Source organism: Streptococcus sanguinis, assembly GCF_050223295.1.
Classification (GTDB): domain Bacteria; phylum Bacillota; class Bacilli; order Lactobacillales; family Streptococcaceae; genus Streptococcus; species Streptococcus sanguinis_X.
In genome coordinates, this window is the sequence record NZ_CP071424.1 from 307,135 (window position 1) to 323,353 (window position 16,219).

Annotated in this window: 16 protein-coding genes and 2 pseudogenes; 14 read left to right on the forward strand and 4 right to left on the reverse strand. The window is 43.4% G+C overall.

The window, feature by feature from the left end:
* The first annotated feature begins 148 nt into the window (after window positions 1-148).
* The 5 genes and pseudogenes from J1C77_RS01655 (at window position 149) to J1C77_RS01675 (ending at window position 3,036) form a co-directional block, all read left to right on the forward strand.
* Window positions 149-562 (forward strand): annotated as a pseudogene (locus J1C77_RS01655) (YjdF family protein).
* A 188-nt stretch (window positions 563-750) separates the two neighbouring features.
* Window positions 751-972, forward strand: a complete 222-nt coding sequence (locus J1C77_RS01660; protein ID WP_002899027.1) for a DUF4649 family protein — start codon at window positions 751-753, stop codon at window positions 970-972.
* 18 nt (window positions 973-990) lie between these two features.
* Entirely contained in the window at window positions 991-1,305 is a 315-nt protein-coding gene (gene trxA, locus J1C77_RS01665; RefSeq protein ID WP_002922416.1) for a thioredoxin, read from the forward strand.
* 156 nt (window positions 1,306-1,461) lie between these two features.
* Window positions 1,462-1,872: a hypothetical protein gene (locus J1C77_RS01670; protein ID WP_002922412.1), complete on the forward strand. Its 411-nt coding sequence runs from the start codon at window positions 1,462-1,464 to the stop codon at window positions 1,870-1,872.
* A 192-nt stretch (window positions 1,873-2,064) separates the two neighbouring features.
* Window positions 2,065-3,036, forward strand: a complete 972-nt coding sequence (locus tag J1C77_RS01675) for a hypothetical protein (protein WP_002922409.1) — start codon at window positions 2,065-2,067, stop codon at window positions 3,034-3,036.
* A 232-nt stretch (window positions 3,037-3,268) separates the two neighbouring features.
* Here J1C77_RS01675 and J1C77_RS01680 read toward each other — a convergent pair whose 3' ends face one another.
* From J1C77_RS01680 to J1C77_RS01690, 3 genes and pseudogenes are all read right to left on the reverse strand, one after another.
* Entirely contained in the window at window positions 3,269-3,916 is a 648-nt protein-coding gene (locus J1C77_RS01680) for a hypothetical protein (RefSeq protein WP_002922406.1), read from the reverse strand.
* Window positions 3,917-3,990: 74 nt separating this feature from the next.
* Complete coding sequence (gene pepF, locus J1C77_RS01685; RefSeq protein WP_002922405.1) at window positions 3,991-5,787, reverse strand: oligoendopeptidase F; 1,797 nt, start codon at window positions 5,785-5,787, stop codon at window positions 3,991-3,993.
* A gap of 115 nt (window positions 5,788-5,902) precedes the next feature.
* Window positions 5,903-7,262 (reverse strand): annotated as a pseudogene (locus J1C77_RS01690) (MFS transporter).
* Between the two features lie 425 nt (window positions 7,263-7,687).
* Here J1C77_RS01690 and pnp point away from each other — a divergent pair.
* The 9 genes from pnp (at window position 7,688) to J1C77_RS01735 (ending at window position 15,061) form a co-directional block, all read left to right on the forward strand.
* Window positions 7,688-9,889: a polyribonucleotide nucleotidyltransferase gene (pnp, locus tag J1C77_RS01695; RefSeq protein WP_002922399.1), complete on the forward strand. Its 2,202-nt coding sequence runs from the start codon at window positions 7,688-7,690 to the stop codon at window positions 9,887-9,889.
* Between the two features lie 91 nt (window positions 9,890-9,980).
* Window positions 9,981-10,598, forward strand: coding sequence for a serine O-acetyltransferase (gene cysE / locus J1C77_RS01700; RefSeq protein WP_002899011.1), 618 nt, complete (start codon window positions 9,981-9,983; stop codon window positions 10,596-10,598).
* 30 nt (window positions 10,599-10,628) lie between these two features.
* A complete protein-coding gene (locus J1C77_RS01705) occupies window positions 10,629-10,847 on the forward strand; it encodes a YdeI/OmpD-associated family protein (RefSeq protein ID WP_002922398.1) in 219 nt (72 codons plus the stop codon).
* Window positions 10,848-10,860: 13 nt separating this feature from the next.
* Window positions 10,861-11,625, forward strand: a complete 765-nt coding sequence (locus J1C77_RS01710; protein ID WP_002922396.1) for a nucleoside phosphorylase — start codon at window positions 10,861-10,863, stop codon at window positions 11,623-11,625.
* Window positions 11,626-11,633: 8 nt separating this feature from the next.
* The gene (locus tag J1C77_RS01715; protein WP_002922394.1) at window positions 11,634-12,155 is read left to right on the forward strand and encodes a dihydrofolate reductase family protein; all 522 of its coding nucleotides are present in this window, start codon (window positions 11,634-11,636) and stop codon (window positions 12,153-12,155) included.
* 17 nt (window positions 12,156-12,172) lie between these two features.
* Window positions 12,173-13,516, forward strand: a complete 1,344-nt coding sequence (gene cysS, locus J1C77_RS01720; protein WP_042763030.1) for a cysteine--tRNA ligase — start codon at window positions 12,173-12,175, stop codon at window positions 13,514-13,516.
* Window positions 13,509-13,901 carry a Mini-ribonuclease 3 gene (locus J1C77_RS01725; protein ID WP_002922388.1) on the forward strand — a complete coding sequence of 131 codons (393 nt, stop codon included), beginning with the start codon at window positions 13,509-13,511 and terminating at the stop codon, window positions 13,899-13,901. The genes cysS and J1C77_RS01725 overlap by 8 nt, the downstream gene beginning before the upstream one ends.
* Before the next feature lie 19 nt (window positions 13,902-13,920).
* The gene (locus tag J1C77_RS01730) at window positions 13,921-14,352 is read left to right on the forward strand and encodes a DUF6892 domain-containing protein (protein ID WP_002922387.1); all 432 of its coding nucleotides are present in this window, start codon (window positions 13,921-13,923) and stop codon (window positions 14,350-14,352) included.
* A 286-nt stretch (window positions 14,353-14,638) separates the two neighbouring features.
* A complete protein-coding gene (locus J1C77_RS01735; protein WP_002905370.1) occupies window positions 14,639-15,061 on the forward strand; it encodes a hypothetical protein in 423 nt (140 codons plus the stop codon).
* Between the two features lie 124 nt (window positions 15,062-15,185).
* Here the strand turns inward: J1C77_RS01735 and J1C77_RS01740 are convergent, their stop codons facing one another.
* Entirely contained in the window at window positions 15,186-16,142 is a 957-nt protein-coding gene (locus J1C77_RS01740; RefSeq protein ID WP_042763028.1) for an aromatic acid exporter family protein, read from the reverse strand.
* Between the last annotated feature and the right edge of the window lie 77 nt (window positions 16,143-16,219).

Genomic DNA, 16,219 nt, shown 5'->3' on the forward strand with positions numbered 1-16,219 from the left:
TGAATTTTTTAGAAAATCTTGCTAGACTGTAGCTACTAAGATAAAAACACAGTTCTGGTTGGTAGTCCAGACGCAAAAAACCATTTTTTGTCAGTAACCTTCCTCCTTGGTTGTCCATTCTTAGGGATTTTTTAAAGGAGGTGCTGTCATGGATAAGATTTCAATGACGCTGACAGTTTATTTTGAAGAGGGATTTTGGCACGGTCTTTTCGAGCAGGAACATGCTTAATCTTATAGAGTTTGCCGAGTCACCTTTGGTGCAGAGCCTAGCACGCAGGAATTGTTGGATTTTCTAAACCGTTATTATCATCGGTTGCAGTTTAGTCCTAGCATCAGAGTGAAGGAGAAGACTAAGTCGGTCAGTCCTAAACGCCTGCAGAGACAGGCTAAAAAGGAGCAGCTGGCTTCACGTTCTTCAAAGTCTCAGGAAGCGCTGAGTCTGCAATTAGAAGAGCAAAAGATAATTGCTCGAGTCAAGCACAAGCAGCAGAAAGAACTGGCTAAGCAAAGGAAATTCGAACTCAAACAGCAAAAACGATTGGAAAAGCACAAGGGGCATTGAGCCTGCTTTTTCTCATTTATATGGGAAAGTCTTCCGATGGGAGGCTTTTTTGTTTGTCAGGAAATCAGTGAGTGGCTTGAAAAGCGAAGTTATTTCTCCAAGTCGTTTTATTTGACAGATGTAACTAAAGATATTACAATATAATCATAAAATAAAAATTACAAGAGTAATTTGAAAAAGGAGAGTTTATGATTGAAATTACATATTTGGATGCTGTCAAGCAGGAGCGCAAGATGACCTTTGAGTCTTATCAGGAGTTTGAGCAGTCCCAGCAAGCCTGCTTGATTGGAGTGGCAGATTATTACCCAGTTAAAAAATTGACTTATAAAGGTCATGATTTGAACTACCAGGGTACTTATGGCGATGTCTTCTTTTTCCTGATGAAGCAGGATTTGACAAAGTTTGACTAAGAATAAAGGAGAAAAATAATGGTAAAAGCAATCACAGATGCAACATTTGAGCAAGAAACAAAAGACGGATTAGTGCTCATTGACTTTTGGGCGACTTGGTGTGGGCCTTGTCGCATGCAAGGGCCAATCCTTGACAAGCTCTCAGAGGAACTTCCCGAAGATGAGCTTAAGATTGTCAAGATGGATGTGGATGAAAATCCAGCTACAGCACGCGACTTTGGCATCATGTCTATCCCGACCTTGCTCTTTAAAAAAGACGGTCAGGTCGTCAAGCAGCTAGCGGGTGTTCATACTGCCCAGCAGATTAAAGCCATTGTGGCGGAGTTGGGATAGTCAGTGAGTACAAGACTAAAATAGACCTGTTTTAAAATGAGACTGCTCTTGTTTGGAGCGGCCTTTTTTATTTCGATTGTAACAATAAGAAGTCAATTTTAAAAATTTGTTCGAAAATTCACTTTTTAAGGTATAATAAGTAGAAGTATTTTTTCAATGGGTCTCGTTAGGGAGCCGGGTTATTTAAAACATGATGGGAATGAAGTAATGTTAATGATTGAGTTTCTAAAACATCTTTTATTTGTCTTTATGATTTTTACACCATTCATCGCTCCAGCGGTTTTATGTTTCTTTGTGGGGTGGATGATTCCTAGGGAAGAGATAACGCAAAAAAGAATCATACTAGTATTAGCCTTGTTGATCCCTGTTTTGCTTTTAATTTCATATTTTGCCCCTCAGATATTAGGCCTGGTTTTTTGGAGTCTGATCTGGTTTTTCATCGGGCTGTTGCGAATGAAGAATTATACTAAGTCACAGTACTGGACAAGATGGCTTATATTTATCGCTTGTTTTAGTGCCTACATTTTACTTTATTTCCACTTTTTTGGGCCTCTTTATTTTTATTAAACTATTTAAAAATCAGCTTGAAGCAAATCTTCAAGCTGATTTTGTTTATTCTTTATTCCCCCAACTATTTGCTGTAAGAAATATGATAAAGAAACTGGAAAATCAAAATCTTCTTGTTCCAGACTCGTCAAAAAAAGTTATCATGATATAATAGATAGTAGTCATTAAAATCAATTGGAAAAGGAGCATATCATGAGAAAGATATTTAGATTTTATTTCCTTGTAGCTATAGCAGCTTTATTAGTTGGATGTTCGTTTAATCGCTCAAATACTGCAAGAAATAGTTCAGAAGCCCCAAAAAACACTGAGACTTCGACCTATCATAATACGGATGTAACTGGCCCTGCTGCATCATTTGACTGGAATGCAAAAGTCGGGCCTGTTTCCTATGAGAAAACATATATTGAAACAAATAGCGGCAAGGAAATTAATACAACTTTAGATGGCGTTAAACAGGCGGCTGATAATCTTGAAAAGAAGAAAAAAGAAATTTCTGACCCTAAGGTTCAAGCGGCCCTTAAATTGGTGGATGCCGTCTTTGTCAATCAAGAAAACTTCGATTTGGTTCTGAAAGCTACAGGTACAAGCAATCAAGAAGAATTTTTTAACAAAATTTGGAATGAGGTTTTAATCCCTACCTTATCTGAACGCTATTCAACTTTTTCAAATGATACGGTCTTTAAGTATAAGGGAGAAAGTTATCCAATCAAGGTATACGCACCAATGTTTTTCAAGGTGAATACTAATGCATTGGGAAAAGCTGGGGCCTATACTCTTGAGGATTATAAGGTAGAGGGCGACATGGTTTATTTGCAATTTAAGGCTCCATCAGTAGATACTTATCAATATGAAGTGAAGGCTTCTTATCATGATAACTATAAAGAATTCTTCCAAGGAATGGTAGATGAACACAATAAGGTTGTCGAAACCAACTATGCCAAAGGATTGAATATTCGATTTGTCTATCAATTAGCTGCTCTTGATTTTAAAGCAGACAACTATGTGGATTTACAGGGGATGGATTATCTTGATAATAGTACCCATTACCTTGCTATTAAGGTAGATAGTAAGGGAAAAGCTACAATAGACAAAGAAAATATTGCCAATTTTTTACAAATCAATATGACACCAGCAAATGAAGCGAATAAAAAGAAATTTGAATAACCTTTAGTCAGAGCTCTTCGATACATGCGCACTCATATCTTCTGCTAGTTGGACATTGAGTAGATAAAAGCTACCTAGATTGCATGAAAAAATCACCCGTTTTGTACTGACCCCAAAAAGTTAAACAATTTATTTAAGCGAAGGACTTAGTCCTGTACAATACAGAACTAAATCCTTCGCTTAAATTATTTATCTAGTTTTTGGGGTCAGTACAGCTACCTAACACTCTTCATTAATCCGTCACGGCACCTGTTCCATCAAAGCTCCAAGTATCTTTGACATAAGTTGTCAATTGAGCTATTGTTTTTTCATTGCAAACACACGTAATGACATACACCTTATCATCCTTTTGGAATGTCCAGAAAATAATATAATTGCCTGATTTAAGACTCATATTTACTTGAATTGCTTCGTTTCCTCCAACATTAGCAGAAGATCTTGAAACCTTAACAACTTTATTTTTTCCGTTCATGGCACTTTCAAATCTTTGAGCCATCATCTCAGCACTAAATTCCTCTCCTTCAGCTACATTTGCTTTTTCTCTATTGGAGGCATTTAAAATAATAGCATTAGTACCACTCTGATCTTTGTATTGGATGTTATCTCCACCTTCTACATATTCATATTTTTTCCAGTCACTCGGGATATTGACATATCCATAATCTGCTGAACCGATACGTTTAGTTTCTTCAGAACTCTGATTACCATCTGATGTTTTTTCCTCTACCTTACTACTCGATTCTGTAGTCTCTTTTACAACACTTGTGGAACTAGATTCCGAAGATGATGAGTTACTGGACTCTTTCTTTGGACTGCTACAAGCAACAAGACTAACTAAAGACAAGACTGCAACAGCCACTAGTAGGGGCTTATTTTTCATGTTATCTCCTCATTGATAGATTTTTACTAACTAGTCTAACATATTCGCCAACGAATTCCTCACGGAATAAGTATCTATTCCCCCAACTCCTCGCTGTAGGCAATAATCTGATCAACTGTGTCGGACAAGAACTGGATGGTATCGCGGAGCGGTTTGTCTGTCGAAATATCTGCTCCGATAATCATAGCTGACTCAAGTGGCGTTTTGCTGCCGCCGGATTTGAGTAGCTCAAGCCAGTCGCGGGCACCATTCTCGTCATTTTTTAAATGTAGGTAACCGGCAGTAGAGATGACCAGACCTGCTGAGTAAGTATAGCTGTAAAGCCCCATGTAGTAATGCGCTTGGCGCATCCAAGTCAGGGCAGCATCGTCGTCAATCTCAACGGCATCGCCCCAGAATTCTGTCAAAACTTCTTTCATGATAGCGTTGAGTTTGCTTGCACCGAAGGTTCCGCCTTCTTCAATCAAAGTATAGACCTTGCGTTGGAAGGCAGCTTCCAGCAAGTGGGTGATGAAGTTGTGGAAGTAGGTATCCGTCAGACGGTGAGCCAGGGCAAAGCGTTTCTGGCGTGGATTATCAAATTGGCGTTCCAGATAATCACTGAGCAGGAGTTCATTAAAGGTAGATGGTGCTTCCACATAGTAGGTGGACATGTGGGCGTTGAAATAGCTTTGGTGATTGTCTGAGAAGATAAATTGACCGGAGTGGCCAATCTCGTGAATCAGAGTATAGACATCGCTCATGCGACCAGTCCAACTCATGAGGACATAAGGGTGAACCCGATAAGGATCAGCAGCATAGCCTCCAGAGTCTTTCCCGGCATTGGCCGCAAAGTCGACCCAGCGTTCTTCCTTATAGCGGGCAACTTCTTGGCAGTATTCGTGTCCGAGTGGCTCGACTGACTTCATGACCAGGTCATAGGCATCATCAATGCTGACTTCAGGATTAAGCTCGCTGTCCAAGTCCAGCTTCCAGTCGGCAAAAGTCATTTTTTTAAGTCCGTTTACCTTAGCGACATGCTTGAGGTATTTCTGAGCTACTGGGGCAAATTCACTCATAATCAAGTCAATCTGCCGGTCAAACATAGAGCGATCAACTTCTTGCTCAGCTAGCAAATAGTCAAAGACAGAGTCAAAGCCTTTCATGTCAGCCAGCAGTTTTTCAGACTTGACCTGAGCCAGATAGGCAGCAGCAGCGGTATTTTGGTGCTGACGAAGGCCTTCTGAGAAAGAACGGAAAGATTTTTCGCGGATTTCTGCATTTTCATGGTTTTGATAGAAGTTCTCATAGGTGACAAAGCTGTTTTTGTAAACCTTGCCGTCCACTTCAAAGTCAGACATAGCAAAGTCGCCGGCTCGCATCTTGGTGTAAATATCCTGTGGACTGTAAAAGACCTCGCCCAGATTAGTCAGAGCTTTTTCGACATCCGCTCCCAGATAGTGGGCTTTTTTGATTTTAGCTTGGCGAATGGCTGAGGTCAGATGGGACTCTTGGCCTAGTCTCTCTAGGACAGACTCATCTGCACCGACCAGAGCGTCGTCAAAGAAGCTGAGTGCGACATTGGCCTCGGTCTCAAACTCCATGGCTGCTTGGGCGATCTGCGCAAAGCTCTCATCACCAAAGTCAGTGGTCTGTGGCATAAAGCCGTAGTTACCGATGTGGCTGATTTGGATATAAATCTGCTCTAACTCAGCAAATGCCCGTTCAAAATCTTCGAAAGTGCTGAGATTACCTTGGTAATCACGGACGAATTTTTTGATATCCTCTCTGGCCTTCTCAATGGCTCGCAGGAAGTCCTCTTGATCTTGGTAAAGGGCCGTTAGGTCCCAGAGTTCATTTTCCGGAAATTCAGAACGATGTTTTTGTTCCATAGTCTACTCCTTTTGTCGTATATAGAAATAGTATAGCAAAAAATCCCCCAAAATGTCTTTGGGGGAGAAGGATAAGTCAGTAATTTTTAGCTGTTTATCAGATCGAGGATAAAAGTCAATGTTTCTTTGCTGCAATCCTTTTAAAAAGCAGTAAATAAGACAAGAATACGAAGATAACCAGGCCTAATAGCAGGGTGAAGACGTTTTGAGTTCCTTTTGTCATATTGGGAGCTTGATTGGCGATGACAGCCGTTACTGCGGTACTATAGCACCCGCAAAGGTCTGGGCCAGCTGAAACAGCGCAGTCGTATCTGCAGTCTTTCCTTTATCAACTTGAGTCGTGGCTAGAGCAAGTGTGTTATTGAAGGCCATGTTTCGCCCCAAGGTAAAGCAAATATAAATCGCAATAACAGCTGTTAAGGTGAGTTCTTTTGTGAAGATAAGGAGCAAGAATACAGCAAGGAAAAGAAGTGAATTTCCTGTAAATAGAGTTGGTTTCGGACCTTTTCTATCATAGAGTTTACCAAATACAGGAGAGAGAAAGGCTCCGAGCATGGTTCCCGGAAGTAATGCAAAGCCTGCCTGAGCGGTTGAAATGTCTTTTTCTATGACCAGGAAGTTGGGAATCAGAAAATTAGCCGATAGGTTTATAAATTGAAAAATGAAGAAGGGTAGAATAGCCAATAAGACCGTTGGTTGCTTTAAGATACGAATATCTAAGAAGGGATGATCAATCTTCAAGCTCCGATAGATGAAGAAAGCTAGTGGCACTACACAGAGAACAAGATAGAGCCAATCGATATGTCCTTCTTCTAAGCTGGAGATGGCTACAATGGCAAACACGAGTGAGCTTGCTAAGAGGAGAAATGAGAGAAGATCAAAGGCCCGTTTCCTAGACTTCTCGGAATTTCTTAAAAAGAAAAAGCCAAGGATAAAGGAAATGATTGGGACAGGAAGAATAAAGGTATAAATCATATGCCAGTCAAAACGACTAATCATAAAACCACCGTAAGTCGGCCCAATTGCTGGTGCTAGGCTGACCACCATCCCAGACAAGCCCATGTAGGTTCCAATTTTTTGCTTAGGAACACGCTCAACAATCAAGTTAAAGAGCAAAGAAATGGCTAATCCAGTAGCTCCTCCTTGTAGGATTCTCCCTACCATCAAGATGGGAAAGCTTGGAGCCAACATGGCAATCAGTGTGCCCAAGCAAAAGTTGGCCAAAGCGGTAAAGAGGATGGTTCGCTCTTTCCAATTGTGAGCTAAGGTCGCTCCTAAAGTAATCGTGATGGCCACTGCTAGTAAATACCCTGTTGTAATCCATTGCAGCGTTCCCAATCCTAATCCAAAGACCTTACTTAGATGCGGGAAGGTTACATTCATACTGGTTTCAGATAAGATGCCTGCAAAGCTGACTAAGGCTGTCGCAAGGAGCGAGAAAAATCTTTCTTTTCAACTGTTTGATGATCTGGCACGATTGTCTCCTTTACATGTTTGAAATGAGTCACTGTCTTTATTATAAAGCAAGAAATCCTCTTTGAAAAGTGAATAGTGGCTATACCGCCATCTTATTTGACGAATCGAAAGGTGAAAAACGAACTCTGACAGCCAACTATAATTAGCTATAGAAAAGAAAAATGGATTTTCAGTACTTTTATAGAAAAAAGCCATTTCCAGCCTTTTTCTTTTGCTTGAAATTGTGGTAAAATAAGGTCTGTACGTGCTTGATACAAAGATGAGGATATAATAAGCTGCTAAGACCATGATATCAAAGCTAAATTTCTGAGAAGGTTAGTTGTCAGCTGTGATTATGCTATGAGCTTTTGACGGTCTTAATATCTTGATCTTTGTAGCCAAGACGTATTAAAAAATTTGAGCATGTGCTCGGCAAGGAGTCTTTATGACAAAACAAGTTTTTAAAACTATTTTTGCAGGCCGTGAGCTGGTAGTTGAAACCGGTCAGGTTGCAAAACAGGCAAATGGCAGCGCCGTTGTTCGATATGGAGAAAGTACCGTTTTAACTGCGGCAACTATGTCCAAAAAGATGGCTACTGGGGACTTTTTCCCATTGCAGGTCAACTATGAGGAAAAAATGTATGCAGCTGGGAAATATCCTGGTGGCTTTAACAAGCGCGAAGGCCGTCCATCAACAGATGCGACTTTGACTGCCCGCTTGATTGACCGCCCAATTCGTCCTATGTTTGCGGAAGGCTTCCGCAATGAAGTTCAGGTTATCAATACTGTTCTTTCTTATGACGAAGATGCTTCGCCTCAAATGGCTGCTATGTTCGGTAGCTCTCTGGCTCTTTCTATCTCAGATATTCCTTTTAATGGCCCTATCGCAGGAGTTCAGGTTGGCTATGTAGATGGTGAATTTATCATCAACCCTAGCAAGGAACAAAAAGAAGTTTCACTTTTAGAACTGACAGTGGCTGGTACCAAAGAGGCTATCAACATGGTAGAGTCTGGAGCCAAGGAGCTGTCTGAAGATATCATGCTGGAAGCTCTTCTCAAAGGGCACGAAGCGGTCAAAGAATTGATTGCCTTCCAAGAAGAAATCGTTGCGGCAGTCGGCAAGGAAAAAGCGGAAGTAGAATTGCTGCATGTTGATGAAGAGCTGCAGGCAGAGATTGTCGCAGCTTACAACAGCGACTTGCAAAAGGCTGTTCAGGTAGAAGAAAAGCTAGCACGTGAAGCCGCAACCCAGGCTGTCAAAGACCAAGTCACAGCAGTTTATGAAGAAAAATACGCGGATCACGAAGAATTCGACCGCATTATGCGTGATGTGGCTGAAATCTTGGAGCAAATGGAGCACGCGGAAGTGCGCCGTTTGATTACTGAAGATAAGGTCCGTCCTGACGGCCGTAAGGTTGATGAAATCCGTCCGCTGGATGCGGAAGTGGATTACCTGCCGCGAGTTCATGGTTCTGGTCTCTTTACTCGTGGTCAAACCCAAGCCTTGTCTGTCCTGACTCTGGCACCAATGGGCGAAACGCAAATCGTGGACGGCTTGGATCCAGAATACAAGAAACGTTTCATGCACCACTATAATTTCCCGCAATACTCTGTCGGTGAAACAGGCCGTTATGGGGCTCCTGGCCGTCGTGAAATCGGACACGGTGCTCTTGGGGAACGTGCCTTGGAGCAAGTCTTGCCTAGCTTGGAAGAGTTTCCTTACGCTATCCGTCTGGTAGCGGAAGTCTTGGAGTCAAACGGCTCTTCCTCCCAAGCCTCTATCTGTGCGGGCACTTTGGCTCTGATGGCCGGTGGTGTGCCGATTAAGGCTCCGGTTGCAGGAATTGCCATGGGCTTGATTTCAGATGGCAGCAACTACACGGTTCTGACGGACATTCAAGGTTTGGAAGACCACTTTGGCGACATGGACTTTAAGGTAGCTGGTACTCGTGAAGGGATTACCGCCCTGCAGATGGATATTAAGATTGAAGGAATTACAGCAGAGATCTTAACAGAAGCTCTGGCTCAGGCTAAGAAAGCCCGCTTTGAAATTCTGGACTTGATTGAAGCGACGATTCCAGCTCCACGTCCTGAGTTGGCTCCAACTGCTCCGAAAATCGACACTATCAAGATTGATGTGGACAAGATTAAGATTGTCATTGGAAAAGGTGGGGAAACCATCGACAAGATTATCGCTGAGACCGGTGTTAAGATTGACATTGATGAAGAAGGAAATGTATCCATCTACTCCAGCGACCAAGATGCGATTAATCGTGCCAAGGAAATCATTGCTGGCTTGGTCCGCGAAGCAAAAGTGGATGAAGTCTACCATGCCAAGGTTGTTCGAATTGAGAAATTCGGTGCCTTTGTCAATCTCTTTGACAAGACGGATGCACTGGTTCACATTTCAGAGCTGGCTTGGACTCGGACTAACAACGTCGAAGATGTCGTACAAATCGGTGATGAAGTGGATGTCAAGGTGATTAAGATTGATGCCAAAGGCCGGGTAGATGCTTCCATGAAAGTATTGCTGCCGCGTCCACCAAAGTCTGATAAGCCAAAACATCATCATGACAAGGGACATCATCCGCGCAAGGAGCACAAGGGTCATAAGGACCATCAAGAAAGCCCTAAAACAGAAGAATAAGAGGTCGCTCATCCCTGTAGACCTCATCAGAAATCGGCAGAGGCGAGCCTAGTTCTCGTCTCTCCTTGTTTAGAGAAGGAAGGAGGCTAGTATGGGTTGGTGGAAGGAATCCATTGATATTGTAAAGGAAAATGATCCAGCGGCACGAACGTCGCTGGAAGTCTTGCTAACCTATCCGGGCATTAAAGCTTTGGCGGCCCACCGCCTCTCGCATTTTTTGTGGCGGCACGGTTTCAAGCTGCTGGCGCGCATGCACAGTCAATTCTGGCGTTTCTGGACCCAGATTGAGATTCATCCCGGCGCTCAGATTGAGTCAGGTGTCTTCATTGACCATGGCAGTGGTCTGGTGATTGGAGAAACGGCTATTGTGGAGAAGGGGGCCATGCTTTACCACGGCGTGACCCTAGGCGGTACGGGCAAGGATACAGGCAAACGCCATCCGACCGTCCGTAGGGGTGCCTTGGTCTCTGCCCATGCCCAAGTTATCGGACCAATTGAGATTGGCGAGAAGGCCAAGGTCGGAGCTGGTGCAGTTGTTGTAGCTGATGTTCCAAGTGATGTGACGGTGGTTGGCGTACCAGCCAAGATTGTCCGTGTTCACGGTGAGAAAGACGAGCCAACCATTCACGAGGTAGAGGAAAAACGGGAATACTATCTAGACAAGCTAGAGCATGCCCGTGAAGCCAGCCACCATTCATCAAGTCTATAGAAAAGGTTAGCAAAGTTATCTAAGTAAAATATGACGGGAGGAACCGACATGTCAGATTTATCAGATGCTATTTTAAAGCAGGTAGTCCTTGAACTGAAAGAAGGTTTGGACGGTCTTGCCAAGGAGCGCTTTACCAAACTACCGCCTAGCCACCAGCGCGAATGGGCTCGCTATATCAGTGAAGCCAAGAAAGATGAGACCAAGCTGCGCCGCATAGAAAAGATGAAGGCGGATTTGCTGAAGCCTTAAAGAAAGAGAACTTATGCTATTAGAGGAATTTGAAGTTGTAGCTGGGGTTATTGAACCAACAGATAGGCAGATTATTGACAAAGGTGAGGTATGCGAAACCATCATCCTGTCCTTTAATGGCGAAATTCTGAAACGTTTGATTGAGTCAGAAGAAGTCTATCCAGGAGGCTATTTGAAAAGCATAAACGGACAGCATCCATGGTATATTTACCGCCAAGGTCCTAGCAAACTAGCAGTTATGTTGGCTCCGATTGGGGCTCCCATGATAGTCGGCCAGCTGGAGGAGTTGGCGGCCAGAGGCTTCAAGAATTTCATCATTCTAGGTTCCTGTGGCGTTTTGGAACGCTCAATTGAGGCGGATAAGATCATCCTGCCTGCGACCGCATTGCGAGATGAAGGGACTAGCTATCACTATGCCCCACCGGGTGATGAAGTTGCCTATAACGAATCACTGTTGATTAAGTTGGAAGCCATCTTTGATAAGCACAATATCGAGCATATCCGCACCAAGTCTTGGACGACTGATGCCTTTTATCGAGAAACGCCTGATAAGGTCAAGCGTCGCTTGTCTGCTGGAGCACAAGTGGTGGACATGGAAGCTTCGGCTATCATGGCTTGGAGCCAATTTCGCAAGAGTAAAGTCTATCAGTTCTTCTACACAGCTGACTATGTGGATCATCATAACCGAACCTGGGATGCCCGCCATGAAGAGCGGACGGCTGATGCCATGACTTTTTTCACTATCGCCTTGACAATAGCAAAGGAATTAGAAAGGTAACTACAAGAATGGCAGTATATTTTTACGGCTGTATCACCATGGATGGCTACTTGGCAGACAGCCAGCACAGGATAGACTGGTTGCATCAGCTTGGTTCTGTAGAGGATACAGGCTATGATGACTTTTACAGGCAAATGGATATCACCATCATGGGCAAGCGGACCTTTGAGGAAATCCAAGATTTGCAAGATGTAGAAAGTTTTTATCAAGCTACGGAAAACTATGTCTTTACGCATGATAGGCACCTGCCTGTCAGCAATTACCAGCCAGTAGCTGGGGATGTGGTGGACTTTGTTCACCAGATTGACAAAGGCAAAAATGTCTTTGTGATTGGTGGTAATTCTTTGGTAGGACCGCTCTTGGATGCGGATCTTTTCGACCACCTCATTATTCAGATAGCGCCCCTTATCCTAGGAAAGGGGGTTCCCCTCTTTACCCAAGAGGAAGGGCAGCGCTTTTACCAACTGGATAGCCTCAGACAATTTGACCCTTTTGCAGAGCTGGTTTTCAGCCGAAAAAGTCAGAAATAGAGAAGGGAGTGGACCGCATGATTAAAATTTACGACACCATGACCCGCAGCCTACGTGAATTTATGCCCATTGAAGAGGGCAAGGTTCGCATGTATGTCTGCGGTCCGACGGTTTATAACTATATCCATGTCGGCAATGCCCGCTCAACAGTAGCTTTTGACACAGTTCGTCGCTATTTTGAGTATCGGGGATTTGAGGTCAATTATATTTCCAATTTTACAGATGTAGATGATAAGATTATCCATCGCGCCAAGGAAGAAGGCATCACACCAAAAGAAGTGGCGGACAAGTATATCGCGGCTTTTCGTGAGGATGTATCAGCTTTGGGTGTTAAGCCGGCTACTCAGCATCCGCGCGTGATTGACTTTATGGAGGCAATCATTGACTTTGTGCGGACTTTGGTGGACAAGGGCTATGCCTATGAGTCAGAGGGCGATGTCTACTTCCGCGTCGAAATGTCTCACAATTATGCCAAACTAGCTAACAAAACCTTGGCAGACTTGGAGTTAGGTGCTTCTGGTCGGACAGATGAGGAGACCGCTCGCAAGGAAAATCCAGTTGACTTTGCCCTCTGGAAGGCGGCTAAGCCGGGCGAGATTTCCTGGGACAGTCCTTGGGGAGCAGGTCGTCCGGGCTGGCACATCGAGTGCTCGGTCATGTCAACGGAGATTTTGGGTGATACTATTGATATTCACGGTGGTGGGGCAGACCTAGAGTTTCCTCACCATACCAATGAAATCGCCCAGTCAGAGGCCAAGACTGGTCAGACTTTTGCCAATTACTGGATGCACAATGGCTTTGTCAACATTGACGACGTCAAAATGTCCAAGTCTCTAGGTAATTTTATCACCGTTCATGATGCCCTCAAGACCATTGATGGTCAGGTGCTGCGTTTCTTCTTTGCGACCCAGCATTATCGTAAGCCAATCAACTTCACGGAAAAAGCTGTTCATGATGCAGCGACTAATCTCAAATATTTGAAGAATACCTATGAGCAGCCTTTCACTGGTCAGGCAGATTCTGCTCAGCTTAAGGCCTTTCTGGACAAGTTCACCACCGCTATGGACGAAGATTTCAATGCGGCTAATGGTATCACAGTTGTCTTCGAGCTAGCCAAGTGGATCAACTCTGGCAACTACACAGCTCAAGTCAAGGAAGCCTTTGCCAAGCTCTTAGAAGTTTTTGGCATCGTCTTTGTAGAAGAAGTCTTGGAAGCGGACATTGAGCGCTTGATTGAGGAACGCCAAGAAGCGCGTGCTAATCGAGACTTTGCAACTGCCGACCGTATTCGGGATGAATTGGCTGATCAGGGCATCAAGCTTTTGGATACAAAGGACGGAGTGAGGTGGACCCGTGACTGATGTCAACCTGATTAACGGCATTGCCCTCGCCTTTGAGGGAGATGCTGTCTACTCCATGTATATCCGGAGGCACCTGATTTTTCAAGGTCTGACCAAGCCCAATCAGCTGCACAGGGAAGCGACCAAGTACGTTTCTGCCAAGGCTCAGGCTAATCTCATCTCTCTCATGCTGGAAGAAGAGATTCTGACGGAAAAGGAAGAGGATATCTACAAGCGTGGCCGCAATGCCAACAGCCACACCAAGGCTAAGAATACAGATATCGTCACCTATCGGATGTCTACCGGCTTTGAGGCGGTCATGGGCTACCTGCATATGACCGAATCTATTGAGCGACTGGAAGAGCTGATTGATTGGTGCATTCGGAAGATTGAGGCTTCGTTCTGATTATGAAAGGAACTAATTTATGAGTGATTTCTTACAATTTGATAATTTTAATTTCAAGTTGGCTATTATTCAGGAGTTAATGTATGAACAAAACATGCTTGAACCACGATTTGACGTTTACAGTTTTTGTGAATCTGAGAAATTATCTATAGATCCAGAAGACTTCTATGAGACACCAATTCCTGAAGTAGAGGCTTATTTCGAACGATTGGAAATACCTAAAGAGTATGCGCAGAATGTGGAAAGCCTCTTCTTTGATGGAGGTAATGATATCTATGCGCAATTAATCCCTTTATGGGATGGTGAAGATGATCAATTTGATTTGGAAAATGTGACTGAAAAGGAACTATCGCAGTTTTCGAATTTAAAAACCATAGACGGAACAATCTTTCCATTTTCTAAAGAAGTACGTGATTTATTTGAATCCAAAGGAATTGATATCGAAGAGTGATATTATTGAATAAAGGAATCTTATGAAAAAATTTATATTGTTTGCAGTCTGCTTGTTTAGTCTGATGACACTTAGCGCCTGCATGTTTGTCCCTCTTTTCAGACGAAGTGGCAATACCTCTTCCTCATCGAGCTCTAGCTACTCTAGAAAACAGAGCTCATCTTCGAAAAAAGAATACTCTGATGACGACTATGACTATAGCTCATCTAGTTCGTCTTCTTCAATTGAAGATGATCCATATACTCTCTTTAATGACTTTGGTCAATCTTTGGATGCTCTTACTGATATGCAAGATATTGATAAGTGGGAAGAATTTAAATCCATCAATCTCATTTATTTTGAAGAAGAGTCCGATCGGGTTGCTACTAAAAAGGATGAAGTACGTGCTAAACTAGGTCAGCCAACTTCAGAGCTAAGTAGTGGAGGTGACCTGTGGAAGTCGGATAATTATACAATCCTTATTGGTTATGATGAAAATTCTGTTGTTATGAATAAGCTTATTACATTCACTTCCTCTAAGCAGGTGGAAAGTTTAAGCGGTATTTCCAAAGGAATGTCAGCCCAAGATGTTGTCAAAAAACTAGGTAAACCACGTGGACTGGATGTGACAGGCATGTTTACTCGCTTCGTTTGGGCGGACGAGGATGATAAGGACTATTACGTCTATTTTAAGGGAAACAAGGTTTATGATACTAAGGAACCTAATTAAAAAGACATCAGCTTTATAGCCGATGTCATGAAATGAAAAATAGTTGTTTTAATGTAGAGATAAAGATGATTAAAAGTCTTTATCTCTTTTTTGATATTAGTGCTTTATTTGCCAAACAAAACAGCTAGTCTTCTTTATAATTCTCGTAAAATTCCACCTTAATCCTAATAAAGGTTTCCAAGTCTCGCAAAAGTTGCAGGAGCATGGCACGGGTTTCAAATTCTTGGCGGGTCTTAGGGAGTGGTCGCTCGCGAAAAACGGCTAGATAGTTTTCAATCTCGTCCAAGAGGTCTCGGGCGGGATTTTCTTGGCTCAGTTGCTTAGCGGTCTGGGAGAAGAGACGGGCTAAAATCAAGCTTTCACTGGCTGCTAGATGGCAGTTATTGATATTGCTGGCCATGTCTTGCAGGATACGGTTTTGGGCCTGCCGCATTTCGAAATAGTGGATATGGTAGTTAGTTTGGTGAAAGAGATGGTTGGAGTGGTCCAGATAGACCAACTGCAAGGCCTGCTGCAGAATTTTATCTAGCTCCTTGATCAGAGCTGCATCATTTCGGCCGTCTCCAGCTTTTAAGAAATACTCAAAGCGCAGGAGAATTTTTTTCAGCTGTTCTTCCACTTGCTCGTGGTAACTGTCAATTTCTTGCTGGCGGGAGGGCATATAGAGATTGGCAAGGAGGGCAAAGCCAGTTCCGATGAGAAATAGAGCTAGCTCATTGCCAAGCAGAGACGAGGAGGTGGATTTTTCTAAGAGCAGATGGGTGACAAGGACGGTGCTGGGTGTGATGCCGATTTCCCAGCCAAGCCGAAAGGCCAGAGGCACATAGATCGCGATATAGATGGCCAATGCTCCGAGATGAAAACCTAGAAAGTGAAAGGCCAGGCTTCCGATAGCCAGAGCCAGCAGGGTAGATAAAAAGCGATTGCCAGCTAGCTTTGCAGTGCTGCGGCGGGTATCAGTCACGCTGAGGATGGCAATAATACCAGCTGAAGTTGAGTAGGTCAGACCTAAAAAGTCAGCCAGCCAAGCAGCGAGACAGGTAGCTAGTACTAACTTGATGGTGCGTTGGAGGAGAGACATGAGTAAGAGTTCCTTTTTTAGACTTCTTTCTATTATAGCACGACTAGCGGGGAATTTTGGGGACTGCTGATTGCTTT